The following is a 21130-nucleotide window of genomic DNA, read 5'->3' as shown; positions in this document are numbered from 1 at the left end:
CCGCGCCGGGCCCGGCCGACCGGAGTCGTCCGGCGTCCGCCATGGCCGTGCCGGCCTTCCGCCGCCTGTGGATCGCCGGGATGGTCTCCGACGCCGGCGACTGGCTCATGTTCATCGCGCTGCCGCTCGTCGTCCTGCGGCTCACCGGGTCGCCCCTCGGCACCTCGATGGCCTTCATGCTCGCCCTGGCCCCGCCCGTCCTCCTCGCCCCGCTCGCCGGCCGCCTCGTCGACCGGCTGCCACGCCGTACGGTCATGGTCGCCGCGACGCTGGCCCAGGCCGTGTCGCTGCTGCCGCTGCTCGTGGTGCGCGATCGCTCCGACCTGCCGCTGCTCTTCGGCGTCATCGTCGCCCAAGCCACGTTCGCCACCTTCTTCGAGCCCGCGAAGAACGCCCTGCTGCCCGCACTCGTCGGACCCGAACGCGCGATGTCGGCCAACGCGCTGGTCGGGCTGAACAACGATCTCGGACGCATCGTGGGCGGCCCGCTCGGCGGCGTGCTCCTCGCGGTGGTCGGGCTGAGCGGGGTCGCGCTCGTCGACGTCGCGACGTACCTGATCGCCGCGGCGCTGGTCGCGACCCTGCCCCGCGATCGAGCCGGACGGGCGCCGGCCCGGCCCGGCCGGGTCCTCCGCGCGCTGGTCGACCCGGCGACCCGCGCGCCGCTCACGGTCGCGTTCGTCGCCGCCGTCGCCCAGGGCTTGTTCGTGGTGCTGTTCGTCTTCTTCGTCACCGACGTCATCAACGGCTCCGAGGCGGACGTCGGTCTGCTGCGCGGAGTCCAGGCCATCGGCGCGATCGCGGCCGGCGCCCTGCTGGGCGTGCTCGGCGCCCGTCTCGACGTGGTGCGCCTGACGATCCTCGGAGCCGTCGGCTTCGCCGCGATCACCGCCCTGTCGTGGAATCTGTCCTTCGCCACGCACGCCGTGATCGCGTACGGGATCCTCTTCGCCATCGTCGGCGCGCCCGGCGTGCTCCTCGGCGCCGGCCTGACCAGCCTGCTGCAGCGCTCCTCGGCCGACGACCGGCGCGGTCGCACCTTCGCGGCGTTCGGTCTGGTGCAGGCGGGCGGACAGGCCGTGGGCCTGCTCATGGCCGGCCTGCTGCAGGGCATCACGGGCACGCTGCCCCTGCTCGAGGTCCAAGCGGCCACCTATGCGCTGGCCGCCGTACTGGCCCTTCTGCTCCTGCCGCGACGGCTCCCGGGATCTCGCGACAACGCGCGGGAGCTCGCAACGGCCGGTAACAGCTCGTGACGGACGGCGGCGGCCGGTGGCGGAAGGGCACGGCTCCAGCCATGGCGTCCGCGGCGTCGAGGGCGGATTGGCGTTGCGCCGCTCGTGACGGCCGGCAGCGGCTGGTGACGGTCCGGCACCGACAGAGCGGCCCGGACGCGGACCGTCTCCACTGGACGCACACCACCCGCGGCGAGTGAATCCGTCGTTACGACGTTGCGTTGGAAATTTGGTGCAGGACCCATAGAGACTGGTTCGCCTCGCGCCATTTCGGCCAGTGAACATTCGGCCAGCCCGATGTGCGCTGGAGCTGCAGGTGCCTTTACGGAGGACGCGCACCTGTTCAAGGGGTACGCGACTGGCGTCACCGCCGGCTTCAGGACGGATGATGCGAGGCGGATCACATCGGCATCTGCGTGCCTGATTCGATCCGGCTGCCTCAACAGGAACCCCAGGGCGAAGGTCGCGACCCGTTGCGAATCGCCGTCAGCTTGTCCAGCGCTTGAAGTAACGCGGTCTCGTCAAGGCGAAAGGCTCCGGCGACATGGTTGAGTTAACGAACGGGTATGCCGGCGGGGGAGCGGTGACGTAGTAAGACCGGTCGATTCGACTTCACGGGGACGGTTCTGTGCTCCTTGGATGCTCCCTTGAGGCGCAGTCGTCTGGAGTCGGCGGGCGGGACTCGGGCGGGGAGCACCGGCTTGTAGGGGACGAGAGTGTTTTCCTGGTCACCGGTGTAGGTGGCGGACCGGGGGAGCACGGTCACGGTGAAATCCGGTATCACGGGGGATCCGCTGCGTCGCTGCTCCCCGAAACGGCGGTCGGCCGGGGAACAGTTTGGGTTGTCACGGGCGGCGGCCGGTGGTGCCGGACGGCGTTCAACAGCTTCGTTTGACAGCGTCTTCTGGTGTTTGGGCTGTTCAGCGGCTCCCCGCCATACCTTATCGAGGTTAACCCAACGCCGTCCCCGGCGACGACGGCCAAGACGACCTCTACGACGCGGCCACCCACACACCCAGAAGCTCCTGCTCGTGAACGGACCACACCGTGCACCAGCCCTCGATGCCAGCCTCAACGCCATCGACGCACTCGAGCTACTCCAACACGAGGCAGGCTGAAGGCGGCCCGATCCACGACTCTTGACAACTGCTCCAGCGCTGATGGATCCAATTACTCGCCGCGGACCACATCAGCCACCCCAAGGGTGACAAAGCCCTTACTAGGAGCCGGCCCGGACCAGACCGCACTCGTACGCGTAGACCACGGCCTGCACCCGGTCGCGCAGGCCAAGCTTGGTCAGCACCCGGCTCACGTGCGTCTTGACGGTGCCCTCCGAGAGGTAGAGCCGGCCGGCGATCTCGCCGTTGGACAGGCCGCGGGCGACCAGGCCGAGCACCTCGCGCTCGCGGTCGGTCAGCGCGTCGACCGGCGTGGCCGAGATGTCCGGCCGGGGACCCGCGGCGAGGAAGCGGTCCAGCAGCCGGCGGGTGGTGCTCGGCGCCACGACCGACTCGCCCCGCGCCACCACCCGGATCGCCGACAGCAGGTCCGGGGCGAGGGTGTCCTTGAGCAGGAACCCGCTTGCTCCGGCGTGCAGCGCGGCGTAGACGTACTCGTCGAGGTCGAACGTGGTCAGCATGAGCACGCGGATGCGGCCGGCGGGGTCGCCCGCGCAGATCTGCCGGGTCGCCTCGACGCCGTCGACCTCGGGCATCCGTACGTCCATCAGCACCACGTCGGGACAGTGCTCGAGCGCGATCCGGGCCGCCTCGGAGCCGTCGCCGGCCTCGCCGACCACCCGCATGTCCGGCGCGTTCTCCAGGATCATCCGGAAGCCGGTGCGCACCAGCGCCTGATCGTCGGCCAGCAGGACACCGATCATTCTGGCCTCACCCCGATGGGCAGTTCGGCCCGCACCCGGAAGCCACCCCCGGGCCGGGGCCCCGCGTCGAGCCGGCCACCCAGCAGCCGTACCCGCTCACCCATGCCGCGCAGCCCGTGGCCGAGCCCATCGCCGAGCCCGCTGCCGCGCCCCTCGTCGCCGATCTCCAGATGCAACGCTCCCTTCACGTAGGCGACGACGACCTCCACCCTCGCGCCGCGGCCGGCGTGCTTCATCGTGTTGGTGAGCGCCTCCTGCACGATGCGATAGGCCGTGAGGTCGACCGTGGACGGCAGCGGGACGGCGTCGCCGTCAATGCGCAGCCGCACCGGCGTGCCGGCCTCGCGCACCTGGGCGACCAGCGCGGGCAGCCCGTGCAACCCCGGCTGCGGATGCCACGCGTCGTCGACCTCGCCGACGGCGCCGAGCACCCGCCGCATGTCGGCCAGCGAGTCACGACCGGTCTTGACGATCGCGTTCAGCGCAGTCCGGGTGTCGGCGGGCCGGTTGTCGAGCGCGGCCGCGCCGCCCTGGGCCTGCACCACCATCACGGACAGGCCGTGGGCGACGACGTCGTGCAGCTCGCGGCTGATCCGGGCGCGCTCGGCGGCCACCGCCAGCACTGCCCGCTGGCTCTCCCGGGCCCGCAGCTCGGCCTGGTGGGCGCGGCGACTGCGCAGGCCCGACCCGATCGCCCAGGCGGCGACCAGCGTCAGCGACAGCCCTGGCAGGTCGTCCCACGAGATCGCCCAGGCCGACTCCACGGTGAAGCCGGCCGCGTCCGGGGCCGGGGCCGGACCGGGGTCGAGCCCCGGGGCGGGACGAGCCCGGGGCGGCCGCGGCGGCTCGGTCACCGTCGGCGGACCCGCCGAGACCTTGGTGACGGCGAAGGCGCTCGACCCCAGCGCGAGCACCAGCAGGGCTGACAACGCCACCAGGGAACGGACCCAGCCGTACCGGACGGCGACCGTGTAGAGCAGGATCGGCACGCTCAGGTCGACGAGCGTCAGCGGCATGAACCCGGCTAGATGCAGCACCGCGGCGGCGCAGCACAGGACCAGCATCGGCACCGGCCGCGATCGGCGCAGCGCGACCCCGGTGACCGCGAGCACCGTGCCGGTCCACCACAGGCCGTCGCGCACGAACAGCTCGCTCAGCGTCTCGTCGTGCTCCATCACCACGATCGCGAGCAGCAGCAGACCGGCCGCCAGCGTCGCGTCCTGCACCGCCGGTCGCCGCATCCAAGAGGTCAGATGTGCGTCCATGACCCCGTGAGCGTACGGGCCGGCCGGCCTCGGCGAATCACTCTCGAGACGTATGCCGCGCGACCCGGGTACCTCTCGAGACAGACGCGCGTAGCGCGGGGCGAGCCACAGGATGCCGGACATGACTCAACGACGAATACTCAGCATCGGGCTGGCGGTGATCGTCGGCGGCTTCGGCGTGACGGCGCCCGCAACAGCGGCGCCAAGGACCTCGGTCGCCTGGACGTCCTGTCCGTCCTACTCGGACGCGGCGTTGCAGGCCATGGCCCCGCCGGAGCTGCTCGATCGTTTCCGGGCCAACCTGGCCCGCCTGGAGTGCGGCACGATCAGCGTCCCTCTCGACCACGCCCGGCCGCGCGGCCGGCAGATCACCGTCGCCCTGACCCGGATCAAGGCCCTGGACCAGCGCCACCGCCTGGGCAGCCTCGCGCTCAACCCCGGCGGCCCGGGCGGCAGCGGCTACCTGATGCCCGTGCAGCTGCTGACCATGGGCAGCGCGGACGGCATCGATCAGCGCTACGACCTGATCGGGTTCGACCCGCGCGGGGTCGGCTACAGCACGTCGATGGACTGCCCGCCGCCGCAGGGCGAGCCGGACGAGGACCCGGTCGGCCCGGTCACCGAGGAGGCGGCGCGGCGGCGGTACGACAGCGAGGTCCGCGCCAACCTCGCCTGCGGCCGGTCCGACCCCGCCTTCCTCGGCGCCCTGAACACCGAGAACGTGGCCCATGACCTCGACCGGATCCGAGCGGCGCTGGGCGAGCGGACGCTGAGCTTCCTCGGCGTGTCCTGGGGCACCTGGCTCGGCGTGGTCTACCGCGACCTGCACCCGGCCCAGGCGGGCCGGATGTTCCTGGACAGCGTCGCCATCCCGCGCTTCAACCTGGTCGACTTCGCGGACGGCCGGGCGGCGGCGGCGGAGCGCAACGCGCGGCGGATGACGGAGTGGATCGCCGACCGCCACGACGAGTACGACCTGGGCCGGACGCCGGCGCAGGTCAGTGCGGCGATCATCGCGCTGCGGGCCGACTTCGACGCCCACCCGCGCCGGTTCACCGACCTGCCCATCCCGCTCGACGGCGAGTTCATCGCCGTGGCCGCGAGCCAGCCCGCCCCGGTCTGGCCGCTGGCCACCCAGGTGCTCGAGGAGCTGCGAGACGCCACCGGACCCACCGCGCCGCCCACCGTCAAGGAGGTCATCGGCGAGCCGCCGTCCGGTCCGCCCTCCGAGCCCCCGGCCGATCTGCCCGAGCAGAGCAACCGCACGATGAACCACGCCGCGTTCTGCAACGAGGACACCAGCCGGCTCGGCTTCGACGCGGCCTGGGCCGTCTATCAGCGGCGCCTCGCGGACAACCCGATGACCGGCCGGACCAACGGCTTCTCCGCCGGGTGCGCTGGCTGGCCGCTGCCGGCGCAGCCGGTTCACCTCCGTCGCGGCGAGAGCAACCTGGTGCTGTCCGGACACCGCTACGAGACCCCCTCCCCGTACGAATGGACGCCGCAGATGCGTGCCACCGTGGGCGGCAAGGTCTACACCGTCGACGACGACATCCACGGCTCGGTGCTGCAGGTGCCCGAGTGCGCCGCCGACGTGGTGTCCTACTTCGACACCGGCCGGATCGACGGGGGCTGCGCCGGTGTGCAGGCGCCCGCCGAGCGGATCGGCGCGAGCGCTTTGTTCAAGACCGGGGAGGATCTACGGGCGAGACCCGGGCATGAGCTCGTTCACCCCGTCCCTGGGCCGTTTGGCTCCGACCCGCTTCTATGACCACGAGGTGGCGCTGACGCGCGAACGTGTGTGGCGGTCGCTGACCGCCATGCACGTCGCGCCGCGTCCCGCCGACGTGATCGCCGACGTGGGCTGCGGCACCGGATCACTGGCGTTGCTGCCCGGCCCGCGCCGAGCCGCCGGCCCGGATCGTCGGCGTCAACCCCGATCAGAACACACGGCCACGCTGCCCCGCGGCCTGCACCGTGTCCTCAGCTCCGGGCAGACTGGGCGGCGGCGCCGCATCAGTCGAGATCTCCGGTATACCCGATGCCCTAGGTCTGGCGGAGATCGCAACATTGCCGCCCGGCGTAGCGCTTCCTCCAGTCGGCGCCGCAGTGCGAGGCATCGTGATCCCTGGTACTGGACGACCACCGGCGCTACGGGGCGAGATGCCCCCATGGACCTCTCGCCAGCCGCGGACGCTTAATCATCCGGAACTATCGCTTCTCATTGGTTCCGGCTCGTGGGTTCTCTGACCGGCCCGCGCGACAGCGTCGATCAGCTCACTCCATAGTTCCTCTGCGGCTTCGCGAGTTCTGGGGGCCAAGTTTCGGTGTACGACCCACTTGGCGTCAGCCAAGCTCAGACCGGCACCGTCGGCAATGGCCTTGATCGCCGAGATCGGGGAATCGGTGCGCCGCAGCAGTTCCCTGGCTGTCTCGTCCGGGTCGGCGCCGGCGGCGAGCATCGTCCGCGCCGCCTCTGTCAAGAGCCGGATTCGCACGGCTCGCTCTGCTGCGTCGTTCACCTCAGCAGCCTAGCGAGTTCCCCCGCAGCAGATCGATCATGAGTCCACGAAGAGTGCCCCGGTCTGCGGTTGGGAGGCATGCTCAGCGGCTACCGTGCGTCCAGTCTTGGTGGGTGGACCCGCCCGGCAGAATCATGGCGCAGCCCGACTACTCCTGCCCTGAGCTGGCCCAGTTGGTGTCCGGCCTGTCCGCTGCCGGTTGCGTGCTGTCGGTATCGATGCCCGCGGGGCGCTTGGTCCACGGTGACGAAGGCGGCGACGACAAACCAGCGATGTGGGTGAGCGACGACCCGGCACCTGCCGGGCTGTGGCCGCTACTACGGGCCGAGCATCCGCGCTCGGGTTTGTGGCCGCTGCTGCTCGACACGCTGTCCAGCGATCCGCGCCGGCCCTGGGACGACGGTGAGCTGTGGCCGTCGTCGATGTCGCACCCCACTGATCATGTAGATCAGGACGTCCTACGGCGCCTCCCTGGGCAGCTCACCTACGCGAATCTGCACCAACCCATCGTCCTCCCATTCCTGCCGGGATTGAGGAGGAGCCAACTCCACTCCCGCGCATCCGGCCGGAGATGAGAACTCAGCGCAGAGCTGGTCGATCAAGGCGCGGGCTTGCGCCTGGACACGCGGGGAGCCGTCCGGATCGTCGATGCTGAGACCGAGCACTGCAGCCCCCTCGCGAGTAATCGTCAGGATTGCTCCGTAGTGCTCACGCGCGTTCACGTACAACGAGAAACCATCGCCCAGTGCGTCGCCGCGTCCGAGGTCAGCCAAAGCCGCTCGATCGTTGTCGCTCGCAGCGTTGTCGACGTAGGCACGGCTGAAGGCAGCGAACCGCTCATCGCCCGGGTTCTCCCGGTTGACGTAGCGTTCGATGAAGCGGCCGAGAAGATTCGGGTCGCGATGAGGCACCCAGACATATACGTCCGTGCAAGGCGGCATCCGGGAATCTTAAGGATGTGCCATGGAGGTTTCCACGACCTCACATCGCGTGACGGCGCTCCGCCAGCCGCCGCGCACGCTCGGCGGAGTAAATTCGCCGCCGGCAAGACCCCGATGGAAGCCATGCGCGCTCTGAAGCGACGCTTGTCCGACATCGTCTACCGACGGATGGTCGCCGACGCCAAAGCCGTAGGGACGGGCCCGGGAGGACAAGCGGGGGCGACTCTGCAATCCAGCGCGGCCGACCCGAACCCCAAGGCCGATACTTCGGAGAAGTCACTTCCCGGACCCGCCGAACCACAGCCTGGAACACAGCTCCTCACCACCCCTGACACAGAGGGGTGCCAGGTGTGCTCACGGGATCAAGCGGCCGGCGAGTCCGGCAGTCGTCGTACCGCCGCTTCTGGAGGTCTTGGCGCTTCTGGATCTTCTGAGGTAGCAACGGCGGGAGCGCGGCCGGTGACGGGGTGCTACACGGCGAGGCCGCGGAAGAGGCCTTCGAGGTCCTGTTCGCCGTCGCGGGTCTGCGCGCCGTGTGCCAGCCCCGTGCGCATGCGCTGCGTGGTGCCGGGGCGGAAGACGAGTCCGGCCCACGCGTCGTTCTCTCGGGCCAGGCCTTCGGCGTGGTCGTGGGGGACGATTGCGTGCTTGGCCGCCGCGACTACGCCGTCGGGCAGCGCGGCGATGTCGCCGGCGAGGCGGTCGACGAATTCGTCCAGTTCGCCGGCGGGGACGGCGCGGTTGACCCAGCCGTACCGCTCGGCGGTCTCGGCGTCGAACAGTTCGGCGCCGAGTATGACTTCTAGGGCACGGTTGCGGCCGATGCGCTCAGTGAGGTACTGCGTGGCGCCGCCGCCGGGGACGATGCCCATGAGAGCTTCGATCTGGCCGAGGCCGGCCGGGCCGATCGCGGCGAACGCGAGGTCGGCCGCGGCGACGAACTCGGCTCCGCCGCCACGGGCCTTGCCGGCGAGCTTGACGACGGTGACCTGCGGCTGGTGGCGCAACTGCTCTCCGACGGCCTGGAAGACGTTCACGCCGTCCGGCAGGCCCGCCATCAGCCCGGCGAGGGCTTCGGGAGTGGCGGTCATGTCGACGTGGGCCAGGAAGAAGTCCGGGTCGGCGCTGTCGAACACGATCACGCGTACGGAGTCGTCGCCGGACAGGGCGGTGAGCAGGTGTCGCAGCTCGGTCATGACGGCGACGCTGAGGAGGTTGATCGGTGGGTTGTCGATCGTGACGCGGGCGACTCCGTCCTTCCGGCTGACCCTCAAGGTCTGGTACGCGTCGTGACTCATAGGTTCGTTCCTCCGCGGTATTCGCCAGGATCTTGGTTCCTGATGTATACCTACGATGGAACCCGCTCTGAGCTGGGTCAATAACGCACTTTGAGCATCCCAGGGATCATGGAGGATACCGTTGTGGCAGCGTCTGCCCCCGTTTATCGGGCCATCGCCGAGCAGGACCTCGGGTTCCGGTCCGACTGTTCGAGCCGGCCGATCCTCGATCAGATCGCCGACAAGTGGTCGATGATGGCGATGGCGGTCCTGGCCGAGCCACGCCGGTTCAACGAGATCAAGCGCCGTCTCGAGGGTGTGACCCAGCGCGTCCTGACGCAGACTCTGCGCCGTCTCGAACGCAACGGGATGGTCGAGCGTCGTGTGCTGCCGACGTCGCCGGTCGGCGTCGAGTACTCGTTGACCGTGCTGGGCGAGTCCCTGCGTGAGCCGTTCGGCCATCTCTACGACTGGACGGTCGCCAACGCGTCCGAGATTCAGGCCCGCCAGCGCGCCTACGACCGGCGCGTGCGGAGCTGACTCCGAATCGACCTCGATGAAACCGAAGACAGCGGGCCTTCTCTGCGACCGGATTGCACGCACTCACATCCGCATGACCGGGCGGCCGGTGATCGATGCTGTGACAAGGGGGTGATGGGCCAGCGGGCACCGGCAGCGGCGATGCGAGTGCACCGATGCAGCCAATCAGGAGACCATCCCGAAATCGACGCACCAGGGGATGCAGGGATGCGTCGCGGCGCTACACGTGGCCGGTCCACGGCTTTCCAGGGCCGGCTCGGACCGCGCTGCGCCCTGGTGTGAGGCCAAGGACGTCGATCAGGCTGTGGTCTTCGTCCACGGCGTGATGCAGATGCCTGAGCTTGGCGGTGCTGCTGTCTGCGTCGGAGGTGCCGATGAGCTGCCACATGCCGTCGTCGGCATCATGACTGACCAGCAGGACAGGCTCACGGCCCTCAGAGACCTCAAGGGTCTGGATGCAAGTGGTCTCCACCATCCAGTGACGCATCCACCAGGACCGTCGGTCGTACTGCATGACGTTGTCGGTGACCCACCAGACGAACGGCAGATCTTCATGGGCGCGCGCCTGGTCCGCGGTCAGGTCCGGGCCGCCCTGGGGTACGCGCTCAAACGGCTCGTCGGTGAGCGAGAAGGCATGCCCGTCGTCATTGCGGAAGATGACGGCATGGAAGGTGCCACCGCCAGGATTCCCGGCACCGATCCCGATCGACAGCCGGGCGACGCGCGGGTCTGAACCGGTGGTCCAGCCGAACGCGTATGAAGCCAGTTCCCCCCGCGGCCCGACGAACTCCCCGAAAGCACGGCGGTCCATGCCCGTGACGCCGGTGGTAGGCACCTCGAGCAGCGCGCCCTCCAGAACCTGGATATCCACCCGGGCAACATAGCCGGTCGAGAAGAACATCCGGACGCGGTCCGGACACCCGTCACTCGCCATGCACGCCTCCTGAGCAGCCTTACAGGCTGGCCTACGGGGTCACTGCTTTCAGATACCGTCCGTCTGGCAAGTGCATCTCATCTTGCGGCTCTTGGTCGCAGGTTTGGTTCTGTCCGTGACGTCCTTATCCGTCCGACGGTCCGCATATTGATCTCTTGACCTCAACTCCGGTTGAAGTGTCAGGCTTTGCGAGGTCTCACCGGCAGAAAGGGCACACGATCGATGTCCGCAGAACCCACCATCCTGGTAACCGGTGCTACGGGCACCGTCGGCCGTCTCGTTGTTGCCGGTCTCCTCGATCGCGGTGCCCGCGTCCGCGCCTTCGTCCGTTCGCCACAGAAGGCGCGCTTGCCGCCCGCAGTAGATCTGGTGGAGGGCGACATGTCCCGGCCCGACACCATCGCCAAGGCCGCGGCCGGAGCGGATGCGGCATTTTTGCTGTGGCCCGGCTATTCCGCAGGCGGCGCCGCGCAGGTGATCGACGCGTTGGCGAACCACGTCCCTCACGTGGTCTACCTGTCGGCCGCCCGGCTGCAACGCGGCGAGAGTGGTCCTATGCCGGGTGTATGGGCAGAAGTCGAAGCAATTCTCCAGAATGCGCCGGTCACCTCGACGTTCGTGCGAGGTGGAGGATTCGCGACCAACACGCTGGAGTGGGCCGAGCAAATCCGCAACGGCGCGGTCGTAGACATGCCGTATCCCGATGCGGCACGGTCCTTGGTGCACGAACACGACCTCGCCGACATGGTCGTGCAGGCGCTGCTGGACAGTACGCACGCCGGCCGAGCCTACGTTGCCACGGGCCCAGAGGTGCTCACCCAGCAAGATCAGGTGCGGATCATCGGTGAGGTGCTGGGCCGCACGCTGCGAGTGCAGCGCCAATCGCCCGAGCAGGCCCGCGCCGAGTTGACTGAGTCGGCGGGCGAGTTCTTTGCCGAGCAGGCCCTTGCGTATTGGGCCAGCCTCGTGCGCGAACCGGAACGAGTTTCCAGCGACGTCCAAGACATCACCGGTCATCCGGCCCGTTCCTACGCGCAATGGGTCCATGACCACGCGGACAACTTCGCCGCCCCCTCATGACCCCTGACGAAGTTCAGTGGGAGTGCCAGGGTTCTCCGCAGGTCGGCGGAGGTGGGGCGGCACGCGGAAACCGACCTCCGGGCACTTCTCACCCTGGCATGCATGAACACCGCGCAGGAGTCTCGGCCGGCGGATGATGACCTCACGCCGCAGTGGCGTCCGCTTGGTGGTCGGCCTGGTCCGGATGCCATAGCACGCCGTTTCATCGCCTCCCTATTTGCTGGTTGTACGACCGCAGCCGGCCAGGATCGGTCGAGGTGACCGGTGAGATCGCTCGCTCGCGGCTGTCCACCGCAGTGTTTGGTGTGACTCCCATGTGGCATGCGCCTGCTGATCACCGCTGCGCGGGAGTGGCTCAAGCCACCACCCGCCGAGGCCCATCAGCACGCGAGCGCCCAGGCGGCGGTGTCGCGACGGCGCGCCAGTTCCTCCGGGCATGGTGACGATCGGGCGGGGAGCGATCGCAACCGCCGGGGAGCGCCCGGCGCTGCGACGAGGGGACGGGGTAGCGGCCATCGAGTGCGGTCGTTACGCTCCTTGTCATCGTCGAACGGGGATCGATGACGGTCAGAGCGCCGTCGACCGGGTCGAGCCCGTCGTCCGCCACACCGGTCTGACATCCGCCTTCGGGGCATCCGCCTCGCCGCTCCGCCACGGTCCACCGCGCGCCGTCGCGGTGCGCGGCCGTGGACCGACCGCGTTACGCCATTCCAGATCGGCCGGCGAGCCGGCCTGTCGCCGACCCACGGGGGGTTTGTTGATGGCTGTGCCATCCATCGTGTCGAAAATCAGGCGGTCCGGCCGGGGACGTCGTGGCCGGGGCCGCGGCCTCGCCGCCGCTCTCGTCGCGGCGCTCGCGTTGCAGCTGGCCGCGACGGTTCCGGCGCAGGCGGCCGAGGACGACATCCCACTCGCGGAGATGCGCGACGTCGCCGCGGTCGATCTCATCGAGGGCGGTCCGGCGGTCCGGCGGGCAGCGGAGGCAGCCCTGGTCGGCTCCGACGCCGACGTGCAAACCTATTACGAGTCCGGATACCACGTCGCCCGGGAGGCGGACGAGCGGGCGGCGGTGCAGGTGCTCGCCGGCCTGGACGGCCCGTCGACGCGGGCCGCCGCGCTGGCCGCGCTGGAGAAGCCGCGGGCCCAGATGCAGGCGTTCGCCCGCACCGGATGGCAGGCGCCCTGGGACGCCGACGAGCGGCTGCGGGTCTATCACCTGCTCGAGTCCGGCGGTCCGACCGTACGGGCCGCGGCGCAGAGGGCGCTCGACGGCACCGCGGAGGACATCGACCGGTTCCTCGGTGGCGGCCGGGAGTCCGCGGAGCACTCCGACGATCGGCTGGCCGCCACCCGGATGCTGACCGGTGGGCCCGGCAACAGCGGTCCGGTGCTGAACACGGCGGCGGCGCAGGCTCTCAGCGGGTCCGCGGAGGACCTGCGCGAGTTCCTGCGCTGGGGGCAGTTTGTCGCCCGTGCGCGGGACGCGGAGCTGGCGTCGATCCGGAGTCTGACCGAGCAGGCCAGGCAGGCGGGCGAGACCACCTCGCGGGAGGCGCTGGCCGCGGAGGAGTCCTCGACCCGCGCCGCGAACGCGGCCGAGGAGGCCAAGCGGTCCGCGCTCGCGGCGGAGAAGGAGGCCCGGGAGGCCGGGAACGACGCGCGGAAGGCGTCGGCCGCAGCCGGCCGGGCGGCGGATGCCGCGGAGGGGGCCGCGGCCGCGGCCCGGGAGGCGGTGGCCGCGTCCAACGCCGCGATGCGGGCGGCTCGGGTGGCGGCGGACGCGGCCCGGAAGGCCACCACGGCAGCGGCGCTGACGGCGCAGGCGGCGACGCGCGCGCAGAAGGCGGCCGCGGCGGCCCGGTTGAACGCCGGTGACGCCCGGGCGGCGCGCGAGGCGGCGGAGGCGGCACGAGACGCCGCCGCGCGCGCCAAGGAGCTGGAACAGGTCCGCGCCGAGCGGGACCGGGCCCTGGCCCAGGCGCAGGCCGCGTCGGCGGCAGCCCAGCGGGCGAGCGCCAACGCGGACGCCGCGGGCGTCGCGGCCGACACGGCGAGCCGTCAGTCCGGGGTGTCGGCGCACCAGGCGCAGCGGGCGCGGGCCGCGGCGGCGCAGGCCCGGGCCGCGGCGCGGACCGCGGACCGGGCGGCGGACCGGGCCGAGGCGCTGGCCCGGCAGGCGGCGGAGGCCTCCGCGGAGGCGTTCCAGTTCGCCCAGCAGGCGGCGCAGCACGCGGAGAACGCGGTAACGCAGGCGATCGCGGCCGCGGAGGCCGCCGAGCGGGCGCAGCTGTCGGCGGAGGAGTCGTACAAGCACGCGCAGGCCGCGGTGAATGCCGCGAACGTGGCGGTGCAGGCCGCGAACCAGGCCGTCGAGCTGGAGGCACTGGCCCGCGAGGAGGACCGGGCCCGGCTCGCCGAGTGGACCGAGCAGGGCATCCAGACCGCGCAGGCGGCACTCGAGGCGGAGAACGCGCAGCTTGCCGTCGGCGGTGAGCCGGCCGCATGGAACCGGTCGCTGCTGTGGGACACCGCCGAGCAGGACCGCATCGACCCGGCCACCCGGACGCTTCTTGCCGAGGCGACCGCGGCCGGCGCGCCGGCCGACGTGGTACGGGACCGCGGCCGCCGCGCCGCGGCGTCGCTCGTGCAGATCGGCGGCGAGTGGACCAAGCAGGCCGCTCAGGCGGCGCTGGCGGGCGACGAGGCCGAACTGCGGGTGTGGCTCGCCGAGGGACGCCGGGTGGCATCCGGGCAGGACGACCGGGCGCGGGTGTGGCGGCTGATCGACATCCTGCCGGACGGTGCCGAGAAAACCGCCGCGCGGACCGCGCTGGAGGGCGACGACGCGGCGGTCGAGACGTTCCTGCGGACCCGCAACTACTCGGGGAAGCTGGTGCGCGACCGGCAGCAGGCGTACGCGCTGCTGCAGGGCGCAGGTCCGAACCTGACCGCGGCCGCGAACCGGGCGCTTGCCGGTACCCCGCAGGAGTTGCACCAGTTCCTGCGCACCGGCCAGTACCCCGCCCGGGCCGCCGACGAGCGGCTCGAGGTCTACCGGATCGTGGACGGCGCGGACAGCGGGCCGGAGGTGGACGCCGCCGCGAAGGTGGCGCTCGCCGGACCGGCGTCGTACCTGTCGTACTTCCTGACGACGTCCCGGTTCCAGGCTCAGCAGCGGGACCTGGAGCAGGCGGCGCACGTCTCCACGGTGACCAAGTTGATCGCCGAGGCGCAGAAGTACGCGCAGACCGCGCTCGAGGACGCCGACCGGGCCGTGTCGGCGGCACAGCGGGCCCGCGGGTACGCCGCCGAGGCGGACGCCGCGAAGGCTCGCGCCGACCGGGCCGCTCAGCAGGCGGTCGCGCACGCCAACGCGGCCGCGGCTTCCGCGGAGGCGGCGAGGAAGTCCGCCGACGCGGCTGCGGAGTCCGCCGCTGTCGCGCGGAACGCGGCGAACCGGGCCAAGGCGAGCGCCGACCAGGCAGCCCGCTCGGCCGCCACCGCCACCGCGGCGGCCAGCCGGGCCCAGGCGGACGCCGCGGCGGCACACCGGGCCAAGCAGAGCGCCCGCGCGTCCGCCCAGGCGGCCGGGGCCGACGCCGCCGCGGCGGCCCAGGCCGCCAAGGAAGCGACCATCATCTACGCCCAGCGGCTGGAGCAGGCGGAGAGGGACCGGCGGAGTACCGCACCGGGCAGCGGCCCGGGTGGGCAGGGCACCGCGGCGGACAACCACAAGACATGGGGCTGTCTGTCGCTGGACGCGTCCAACGTGTCCAAGGAGTGCCTGACCGTCTTCAAGGACTTCGCCGACGCGCTGATCAACCCCGCGAAGTGCGCCGCGCCGGCGAACGCGAGCACCACCGGCTGCGCCATGCTGGGTGACCTCAAGCAGTTCGCCAAGGAGAACGGCGACCTGCTGCTCGACATGCTGCAGTTCACGCTGATGGCGTGCGGGCTGATCCCCGGCGCCGGTGAGGTCTGCGACGCGATCGACGCCGCGGTGTCGTTCGGCCGCGGCGACTGGGCCGGTGGCCTGCTGTCGCTGGGCTCGGCGATCCCGGTGATCGGGTGGGCGGCGACGGGTCTCAAGGCTTGGAAGAACTCCGACAAGTTCCGCAACATCCAGCAGATCGTCGAGCAGCTCGGCAAGGCCTGCCGGGTCCGGAGGCCCAACAGCTTCGTCCGGGGCACGCGCGTGCTGCTCGCCGACGGCCGGACGAAGAAGATCGAGGAGATCCGCGCCGGGGACTCGGTGGCGGCGGCCGACCCGTACCAGCGCCGCACCGCGGCCAAGGTGGTGGTCGCGACGGTCAGCACCGTGGGCGTCAAACAGCTCGTCGACATCAGCGTCGACGACGACGGCAAGCCGGCCACCCCGCCGGCGGTCGTCACGGCCACCGCGGACCACCCGTTCTGGGTGCCGGCCTCGCAGAGGTGGCAGCCCGCCCGGTCACTCGGCCGCGGCACCGCCGTGCAGACGCTCAGCGGGGAGCGGGCCCTCGTCACCGCGGTGACCACGCGGACGGAGACCCTCCGGGCATACAACCTCACCGTCGACGGCCTGCCCACCTACCATGTGATGGCGGGGGACAAGCCGCTCCTCGTGCACAACGACGGTCCGGCGACGCCGCCCACGGTCTCCGACCAGCGGCTGCAGAACTTCATCCGGGCGCTGTACAAGGGCGTCGGCAACCCCAACCTGGTCGGTGACGGCACCGCGATGTCCGCGGCCAGCAGTGAGGTGTCCGGCGGTGGTCCGGTGGAGGGGCGCAACCACGTGAACAGCACGACGCAGTACCGCAGCGGGCTGCGCAATTGGCTGGCCAACAACCCGAACGCCAGCGAGGCGGACCGGCGGGTCGCGCAGGGGCTGATCAGCTCGATCGACGACGCGCTCAACGGTTCGTACCGCGGTGCGGCCAACTACCCGGGGCTGGACGACTGCTGATGGATACGGGTGAGGTCCTGGTAAGGGAGCTCGTCGACCGGTTCGGGCCGCTGCGCCCGATCCACGCCGAGCATCTCGCGGAGAACGGCGGCGCAGTTCTGCCGCACGTGCTCTTCTGGGACCTCACCCAGGCCGTCGTGGACGCGTTCCTGCGGCCGGAGGCGCCGCTCGACTGGCGCACGTTCCTGGACGTCCTCGATCGCGCGTACGACGGCGGGGACGCCTACCTCCGGGGCATCGTCGAGGTGTCCTTTTTGGAGAACCTGCCGTTCCCCGCGGAGCCGGGGCACGGGATCGTCGATTCCCTCCCACCCGGGCTGCGTACCATCTTCGACCGGGTCAGGCCCGCCGGCTGAGCCGGGGCCGTCCGCCGCCCGGCGGACGGCCCCCGGCTCAGGGCATGCCGGACACGCTCAGCGGGCCGAAGGCAGATGGCCGGCCTCGGGCGCGCGCGGTCAACGCACCCCACCTCGTGGCCCTTGTCCGCGCCGGCGTCCGCCAAGACGGTCCATGTCCGAACCGCCGCGGGTGGCGGCTGGCTGAAGGCGACCGCGTACGAGGACGGGGCCGAGGGCTTCCAGATGCGCGTCGAGGGCACTCTCGCCATGTTGACCGCGAGCGTCGCGTTCGCGCGCCGTCGATCGGGCTGGTTCGCACTGTATTTGGCGCTGAGGCCGCCCTCTTGGCTGCGAAATGTGGTTGGGCAGCTGCTGATTCGACGGTCGTGCGCACTCACGTCGGCAGTTGAGCATGCCTGCACGTTGCTCGGGAGAGATCAGGTGGGCAGCGCGCTGAGGATCGCGGCGGCGAACTCGTCGGGACTCTCCAGGGGCGTGAAGTGCCCGACGCCGTCGAGGTGGCGAAGCCGGACATCGGTGAAGTAGTCATCGAGCCGGTCGGACCACGTACGGGGAAAGAGCGGGTCGTGCTCCGGCCAAAGCACCGTGGTGGGCGTCGTGATCCGGTTGTCGGCCGGCGGCGGTCGCTCGGCGATCGAGCGTGCCACGGCGCCGGCGCCGGCGCGGTACCAGCCGATGGAGGCGGTGAAGGAGCCTGGGTCCGCGTACCCGCTGACGAGGTGATCCAGGTGCTCCTCGGTCATGTCGAATGCCGGACCGGACCAGTGGGTCCAGAAATGGCGCAGGTAGTCGCGCACCGCATCGGAACGGCCGTCGATGAGGCGCTCGGCGAGCCCGAGCGCGTGAAACGGCTGATACCAGAACTCGGCCTGTGCCTGCGGCGTCAGGATCCTGTCACCGATGCCTGGCAGCGGCGGCGACACGACGAGCGCGCTGACGAGGTCGCTGCGGTGCTGTGCCACGGTCTGCGCGATCCGGCTGCCGATGTCGTACCCGGCCAGCACGGGCCGGTGCAGGCCCAATTCCTCGATGAGCCCGATGACACTGCGCGCCTGTGCGTCCGCGCCGTACTGCGCGGCCGGATCGGCTGGGTGCTTGTCGGAACTGCCGAACCCCCGCAGGTCCGGTACGACGATGTCGGCCGCGGTGGACAGCAGCGGGACGACGGCCCGGTAGTCGGTGTGGTCTCCCGGCCAACCGTGCAGCAGGAGTACGGAAGGGCCACCGCCATGCCGCTCGTACGCCAACTGGAAACCGTCGACCAGGGAGGATCTCCGCACGCCGCCGATTATGTCAGCTGTCCTACGCCGACGAATGATTCGTAGCCGGCGTCCGTCATCACGAGCTGATCGAGGCTGACCCGGACGCCGTCGGCGGCCGCCGCTGCCGGGGTATGCGGATGCCTGGGCGGACGTCGCCGATGCAGCCCGTACGGCTCGGTGCAACGCCCGCGAGTACGGGGGACGAGCAGACTTGGCATCCGCGCTGCGGTTCAGCCGGACGGGTGGACCGCGTCGAAATCGAAGGCGTACCGGCCCGCGGACTTGTCGAAGATCACCGGGATCTCCCGTGGCGCCAGGCCGAACTCGGCGATCGCCCAGCCGAGGACGGCCGCGGCCATCCCCTCGTCCTGGTAGTCGATGACGTTGTGCTCGACCACCCGGACGACCACCGTGACCGGCCGCTCGGATGCCCCGGCGAGCACCTCCGAGGCCACGAGACCGAGACCCCGGCCGAGCATGGCCAACTGCTCCGGCGTCAGCTCGCGGGACTCGGTGGCGTCGAGCAGGTAGAGGCCGTCCGCCACCGCCACCGCATCGGGATCCGGCGCGCCGCCGCGGGCCTCGGCCGTCAGGACGATGCGTACGCCCCACGACGCCCGCAGGAACTTGTAGGTGTAGGTGCTACTCACGGGTCGTCACCGAAGCGCTGATGGGTCCTTCGCCCGCCCGGATGATGCCGTGGCCGGCGTGGCCTTCCCGCAACAGGCGGTACCGGTTCATGAAGTCCTCCGCCTCCTGTCACGACGTCGCCCGCATGTCCGCCGTGCGGAACGACGCCAGGTGTCGGCGTCGACAATGCCATGATCTTCGCACCGGGTTTGTCCCACGTGACGCGGCGGCCTCGTTGTTCCGGTGGTAGACGCCCGGGCCGAGGTGCGCCTTGGCCTCACCGGCTCCGGAACCGGTGCGTGCGGTTGCGGTGGCTTGCGACCCTGGGGGCCATGACGAGCGTTCCCGCTACGTGGATCTTGCTCATGCATCTGGGGCTGGCACTCGTTGCGCTCGCTGTGGTCGCCTGCGTGCGCTGGCGGGTTCGGCGCGGCACGGGCCGCGACACACCGGCGCGGCCGCTGGAACTGGCCTATCTGGGCGGCGGCCACCGGCTCGTCGTCTACACGGCGCTGGCGGCGCTGCGCCGGCGCAGACTGGTCCGCGCCGACAGCCGTGGCATCGTCGCCGTCCCCGGTACCGCGCTGCCGGAGGGCACTTCGGCCCTCTACGCCGCGGTGCTGACCGCTGCGCGCGGACCGCGCAGCATCGATGACCTGTTGCACGACACCGAGGTGGCGGCCGCGGCGGAGATGGTCGGTGCCCGGCTTGTCCGCCGGGGCTGGGTCCTGTCGGCACGGCAGCAGAAGCGGATGCGCTGGTACGGCATGCCCGGCTGGGTGGTAGCCCTGTGGTGCCTAACGGCCTTCGGGCTCACCCTGCCGCACTTCTCCGAGCCGGCTCGATCGTTACAGGCCTTGGGACTGCTCGGCCTGGGAGTCTTCCTGGCGATCGGCACGTACCTGGTGGTCGACCTTCCCGTGGTGACCCGGGCCGGAAACGCCGCCCTGCTCCGGGAGCGGGCCGGGCTGAGCGACTCTGCATCATGGTCCCGGCGGGTGGCCGCCAACGGTGAATCGGAACTGTGGCGGATGGATGCCGCCTTCGCCGAGCACGCGGGCGCCTTCTCCGGCGAACTCCCGAAACTGCCGTTCTCCAAGAACAGAACGTTCATGAGCGCCGATTGGTGGCACTTCACGGAACCGTCCGATCACGCCTCTTCCCTCAACGTGAGTGGTGATCCCAAGGTCTGACCATCGCAGTCAGACGCCCGGATCGAGGCCACGCCGGCCGGCTCTCGCCGCCGGGCCGGCCATGGTGCGCCGGTGGGAACTGCGCGACGACTACGGCTGGGGACGACCGTGTGGACGATGCCGCCACCGTCACGGGCCGGCACGCCGAGGAGCACCTATTCGAGCATCACCCTGCGGATCGTGTTGCGGTTCCGGGCGATCCACGAGGCGCTTCGCGCTCGCCAGGTGATGGCCCACAGGATCGGGTAGCCGGTGTCGGTAATCGCCGCCGTGCTGTCGATGGTTATGTCCTGGGTGACCGCCTCGTGGCGGGCGTTGTGGATTGCCACGTCGGCGAGTCGATCGACGAGTTCGGCTCGCGCGGTCCGGGGCAGGCCGTACCCGTCGACGATGGCGCGAGCGTGCCGAGCTCTGGTGAGCGCGTCGGGCAGGCCCTGCATCTCTGCGACGTCGTCGTCGACGAGCTGAGCGTTCAGCCACACCGTCTCGGCGAGTTCCCACAGGCGATCCACCGGGCCGGCGAACTCCCAGTCGATGAGTGCGTCAGGCCGTCCGTGTTCGCCGACGATGTTCCACGGCCCGGGATCGCAGTGCCCGATCACGATGTCGTCGCCGCCCAGCTGGCGCAGCCAGTTCGGCTGCCACACGGCATCGGCGGGCGGCGTGAACGTCGCGGTGGCATCGTGCAGGCCACGCAGCAGCGTCCCTACCGCGCCCACGGCCTCGTCGGACCAGGCGCGCGGATGCGGAGACGATCCCGGGACAAAGCTGTACCCGTCGCCGACCACACGCGGCGCTCCCGCGAAACCAACCTGCTCAAGGTGCCTGAGCAAGGCGAACACCGCGGGCGTCCAAGGCCCGGCCGTCTTCCGCACCACTCCGTCGAGCAGAACGGCATCCGCGACGTGCGTACCGGAGCCCCAGGTACCGAGTTGCTGACCGGAAACCAACTTGAGTGGGGGCATGGGTGATGGCCCGGGGTGGCCCGGGTGGTGGAGAGGTGTTCAGGCGGCGGCGGGGGTGAGGGTGACCTGTAGGCCCAGCGCTTCGAGTTGTTGGATC

The 21130-nt window shown here is 70.8% G+C and carries 16 protein-coding genes; 7 read left to right on the top strand and 9 right to left on the bottom strand.

Translation table 11 applies throughout. From position 1 onward, the window contains the following. Positions 1 to 41: 41 nt before the first annotated feature. Complete coding sequence (locus LDL48_RS33140; RefSeq protein WP_225259079.1) at positions 42 to 1256, top strand: MFS transporter; 1215 nt, start codon at positions 42 to 44, stop codon at positions 1254 to 1256. Positions 1257 to 2454: 1198 nt separating this feature from the next. On the opposite strand, the gene LDL48_RS33135 is transcribed toward LDL48_RS33140, so the two are convergent. Both LDL48_RS33135 and LDL48_RS33130 read right to left on the bottom strand, forming a co-directional pair. After that, complete coding sequence (locus LDL48_RS33135; protein WP_225259078.1) at positions 2455 to 3117, bottom strand: response regulator; 663 nt, start codon at positions 3115 to 3117, stop codon at positions 2455 to 2457. Next, positions 3114 to 4382: a sensor histidine kinase gene (locus LDL48_RS33130; RefSeq protein WP_225259077.1), complete on the bottom strand. Its 1269-nt coding sequence runs from the start codon at positions 4380 to 4382 to the stop codon at positions 3114 to 3116. Before LDL48_RS33130 ends, LDL48_RS33135 begins: the two co-directional genes overlap by 4 nt. A gap of 121 nt (positions 4383 to 4503) precedes the next feature. On the opposite strand from LDL48_RS33130, the gene LDL48_RS33125 reads away from it, so the two are divergent. Beyond that, positions 4504 to 6153, top strand: a complete 1650-nt coding sequence (locus tag LDL48_RS33125) for an alpha/beta fold hydrolase (protein ID WP_225259076.1) — start codon at positions 4504 to 4506, stop codon at positions 6151 to 6153. A 430-nt stretch (positions 6154 to 6583) separates the two neighbouring features. On the opposite strand, the gene LDL48_RS33120 is transcribed toward LDL48_RS33125, so the two are convergent. The 3 genes from LDL48_RS33120 to LDL48_RS33110 form a co-directional block, all read right to left on the bottom strand. Further along, positions 6584 to 6904, bottom strand: coding sequence for a hypothetical protein (locus LDL48_RS33120; RefSeq protein WP_225259075.1), 321 nt, complete (start codon positions 6902 to 6904; stop codon positions 6584 to 6586). Positions 6905 to 7362: 458 nt separating this feature from the next. Further along, positions 7363 to 7815, bottom strand: coding sequence for a hypothetical protein (locus LDL48_RS33115; RefSeq protein ID WP_225259074.1), 453 nt, complete (start codon positions 7813 to 7815; stop codon positions 7363 to 7365). A gap of 500 nt (positions 7816 to 8315) precedes the next feature. Continuing rightward, entirely contained in the window at positions 8316 to 9143 is an 828-nt protein-coding gene (locus tag LDL48_RS33110) for an enoyl-CoA hydratase/isomerase family protein (RefSeq protein WP_225259073.1), read from the bottom strand. A gap of 123 nt (positions 9144 to 9266) precedes the next feature. Here LDL48_RS33110 and LDL48_RS33105 point away from each other — a divergent pair, with 123 nt between their 5' ends. Then, the gene (locus LDL48_RS33105; RefSeq protein WP_225259072.1) at positions 9267 to 9662 is read left to right on the top strand and encodes a winged helix-turn-helix transcriptional regulator; all 396 of its coding nucleotides are present in this window, start codon (positions 9267 to 9269) and stop codon (positions 9660 to 9662) included. A 220-nt stretch (positions 9663 to 9882) separates the two neighbouring features. On the opposite strand, the gene LDL48_RS33100 is transcribed toward LDL48_RS33105, so the two are convergent. Next, the gene (locus LDL48_RS33100) at positions 9883 to 10563 is read right to left on the bottom strand and encodes a hypothetical protein (RefSeq protein WP_225259071.1); all 681 of its coding nucleotides are present in this window, start codon (positions 10561 to 10563) and stop codon (positions 9883 to 9885) included. A 255-nt stretch (positions 10564 to 10818) separates the two neighbouring features. On the opposite strand from LDL48_RS33100, the gene LDL48_RS33095 reads away from it, so the two are divergent. From LDL48_RS33095 to LDL48_RS33085, 3 genes are all read left to right on the top strand, one after another. Next, on the top strand, positions 10819 to 11676 hold the full coding sequence (locus tag LDL48_RS33095; protein ID WP_225259070.1) for an SDR family oxidoreductase: 858 nt from the start codon (positions 10819 to 10821) through the stop codon (positions 11674 to 11676). A 760-nt stretch (positions 11677 to 12436) separates the two neighbouring features. Beyond that, positions 12437 to 16624 (top strand): polymorphic toxin-type HINT domain-containing protein, encoded by a 4188-nt coding sequence (locus tag LDL48_RS33090; protein ID WP_225259069.1) that lies wholly within the window; start codon positions 12437 to 12439, stop codon positions 16622 to 16624. After that, the gene (locus tag LDL48_RS33085) at positions 16624 to 16980 is read left to right on the top strand and encodes a DUF7674 family protein (protein ID WP_225259068.1); all 357 of its coding nucleotides are present in this window, start codon (positions 16624 to 16626) and stop codon (positions 16978 to 16980) included. The genes LDL48_RS33090 and LDL48_RS33085 overlap by 1 nt, the downstream gene beginning before the upstream one ends. A gap of 419 nt (positions 16981 to 17399) precedes the next feature. Here LDL48_RS33085 and LDL48_RS33080 read toward each other — a convergent pair whose 3' ends face one another. Beyond that, positions 17400 to 18263 (bottom strand): alpha/beta fold hydrolase, encoded by an 864-nt coding sequence (locus LDL48_RS33080; protein ID WP_225259067.1) that lies wholly within the window; start codon positions 18261 to 18263, stop codon positions 17400 to 17402. A 212-nt stretch (positions 18264 to 18475) separates the two neighbouring features. After that, positions 18476 to 18895, bottom strand: coding sequence for a hypothetical protein (locus LDL48_RS33075; protein WP_225259066.1), 420 nt, complete (start codon positions 18893 to 18895; stop codon positions 18476 to 18478). A gap of 312 nt (positions 18896 to 19207) precedes the next feature. On the opposite strand from LDL48_RS33075, the gene LDL48_RS33070 reads away from it, so the two are divergent. Continuing rightward, positions 19208 to 20068: a TIGR04222 domain-containing membrane protein gene (locus LDL48_RS33070; protein WP_225259065.1), complete on the top strand. Its 861-nt coding sequence runs from the start codon at positions 19208 to 19210 to the stop codon at positions 20066 to 20068. 155 nt (positions 20069 to 20223) lie between these two features. On the opposite strand, the gene LDL48_RS33065 is transcribed toward LDL48_RS33070, so the two are convergent. Next, entirely contained in the window at positions 20224 to 21033 is an 810-nt protein-coding gene (locus LDL48_RS33065) for an aminoglycoside phosphotransferase/kinase family protein (RefSeq protein WP_225259064.1), read from the bottom strand. Between the last annotated feature and the right edge of the window lie 97 nt (positions 21034 to 21130).

Source organism: Jidongwangia harbinensis (assembly GCF_020216025.1).
Classification (GTDB): Bacteria; Actinomycetota; Actinomycetes; order Mycobacteriales; family Micromonosporaceae; genus Actinoplanes; species Actinoplanes harbinensis.
This window is presented reverse-complemented; position numbering and strand designations above follow the sequence as displayed.

Excerpts from the sequence above, each read along its gene's own strand:
- LDL48_RS33140 (WP_225259079.1), top strand. The coding sequence starts at position 42 with ATGGCCGTGCCGGCCTTCCGCCGCCTGTGGATCGCCGGGATGGTCTCC.
- LDL48_RS33135 (WP_225259078.1), bottom strand. The coding sequence starts at position 3,117 with ATGATCGGTGTCCTGCTGGCCGACGATCAGGCGCTGGTGCGCACCGGC.
- LDL48_RS33130 (WP_225259077.1), bottom strand. The coding sequence starts at position 4,382 with ATGGACGCACATCTGACCTCTTGGATGCGGCGACCGGCGGTGCAGGAC.
- LDL48_RS33125 (WP_225259076.1), top strand. The coding sequence starts at position 4,504 with ATGACTCAACGACGAATACTCAGCATCGGGCTGGCGGTGATCGTCGGC.
- LDL48_RS33110 (WP_225259073.1), bottom strand. The coding sequence starts at position 9,143 with ATGAGTCACGACGCGTACCAGACCTTGAGGGTCAGCCGGAAGGACGGA.
- LDL48_RS33100 (WP_225259071.1), bottom strand. The coding sequence starts at position 10,563 with ATGTTCTTCTCGACCGGCTATGTTGCCCGGGTGGATATCCAGGTTCTG.
- LDL48_RS33095 (WP_225259070.1), top strand. The coding sequence starts at position 10,819 with ATGTCCGCAGAACCCACCATCCTGGTAACCGGTGCTACGGGCACCGTC.
- LDL48_RS33090 (WP_225259069.1), top strand. The coding sequence starts at position 12,437 with ATGGCTGTGCCATCCATCGTGTCGAAAATCAGGCGGTCCGGCCGGGGA.
- LDL48_RS33085 (WP_225259068.1), top strand. The coding sequence starts at position 16,624 with ATGGATACGGGTGAGGTCCTGGTAAGGGAGCTCGTCGACCGGTTCGGG.
- LDL48_RS33070 (WP_225259065.1), top strand. The coding sequence starts at position 19,208 with ATGACGAGCGTTCCCGCTACGTGGATCTTGCTCATGCATCTGGGGCTG.
- LDL48_RS33065 (WP_225259064.1), bottom strand. The coding sequence starts at position 21,033 with ATGCCCCCACTCAAGTTGGTTTCCGGTCAGCAACTCGGTACCTGGGGC.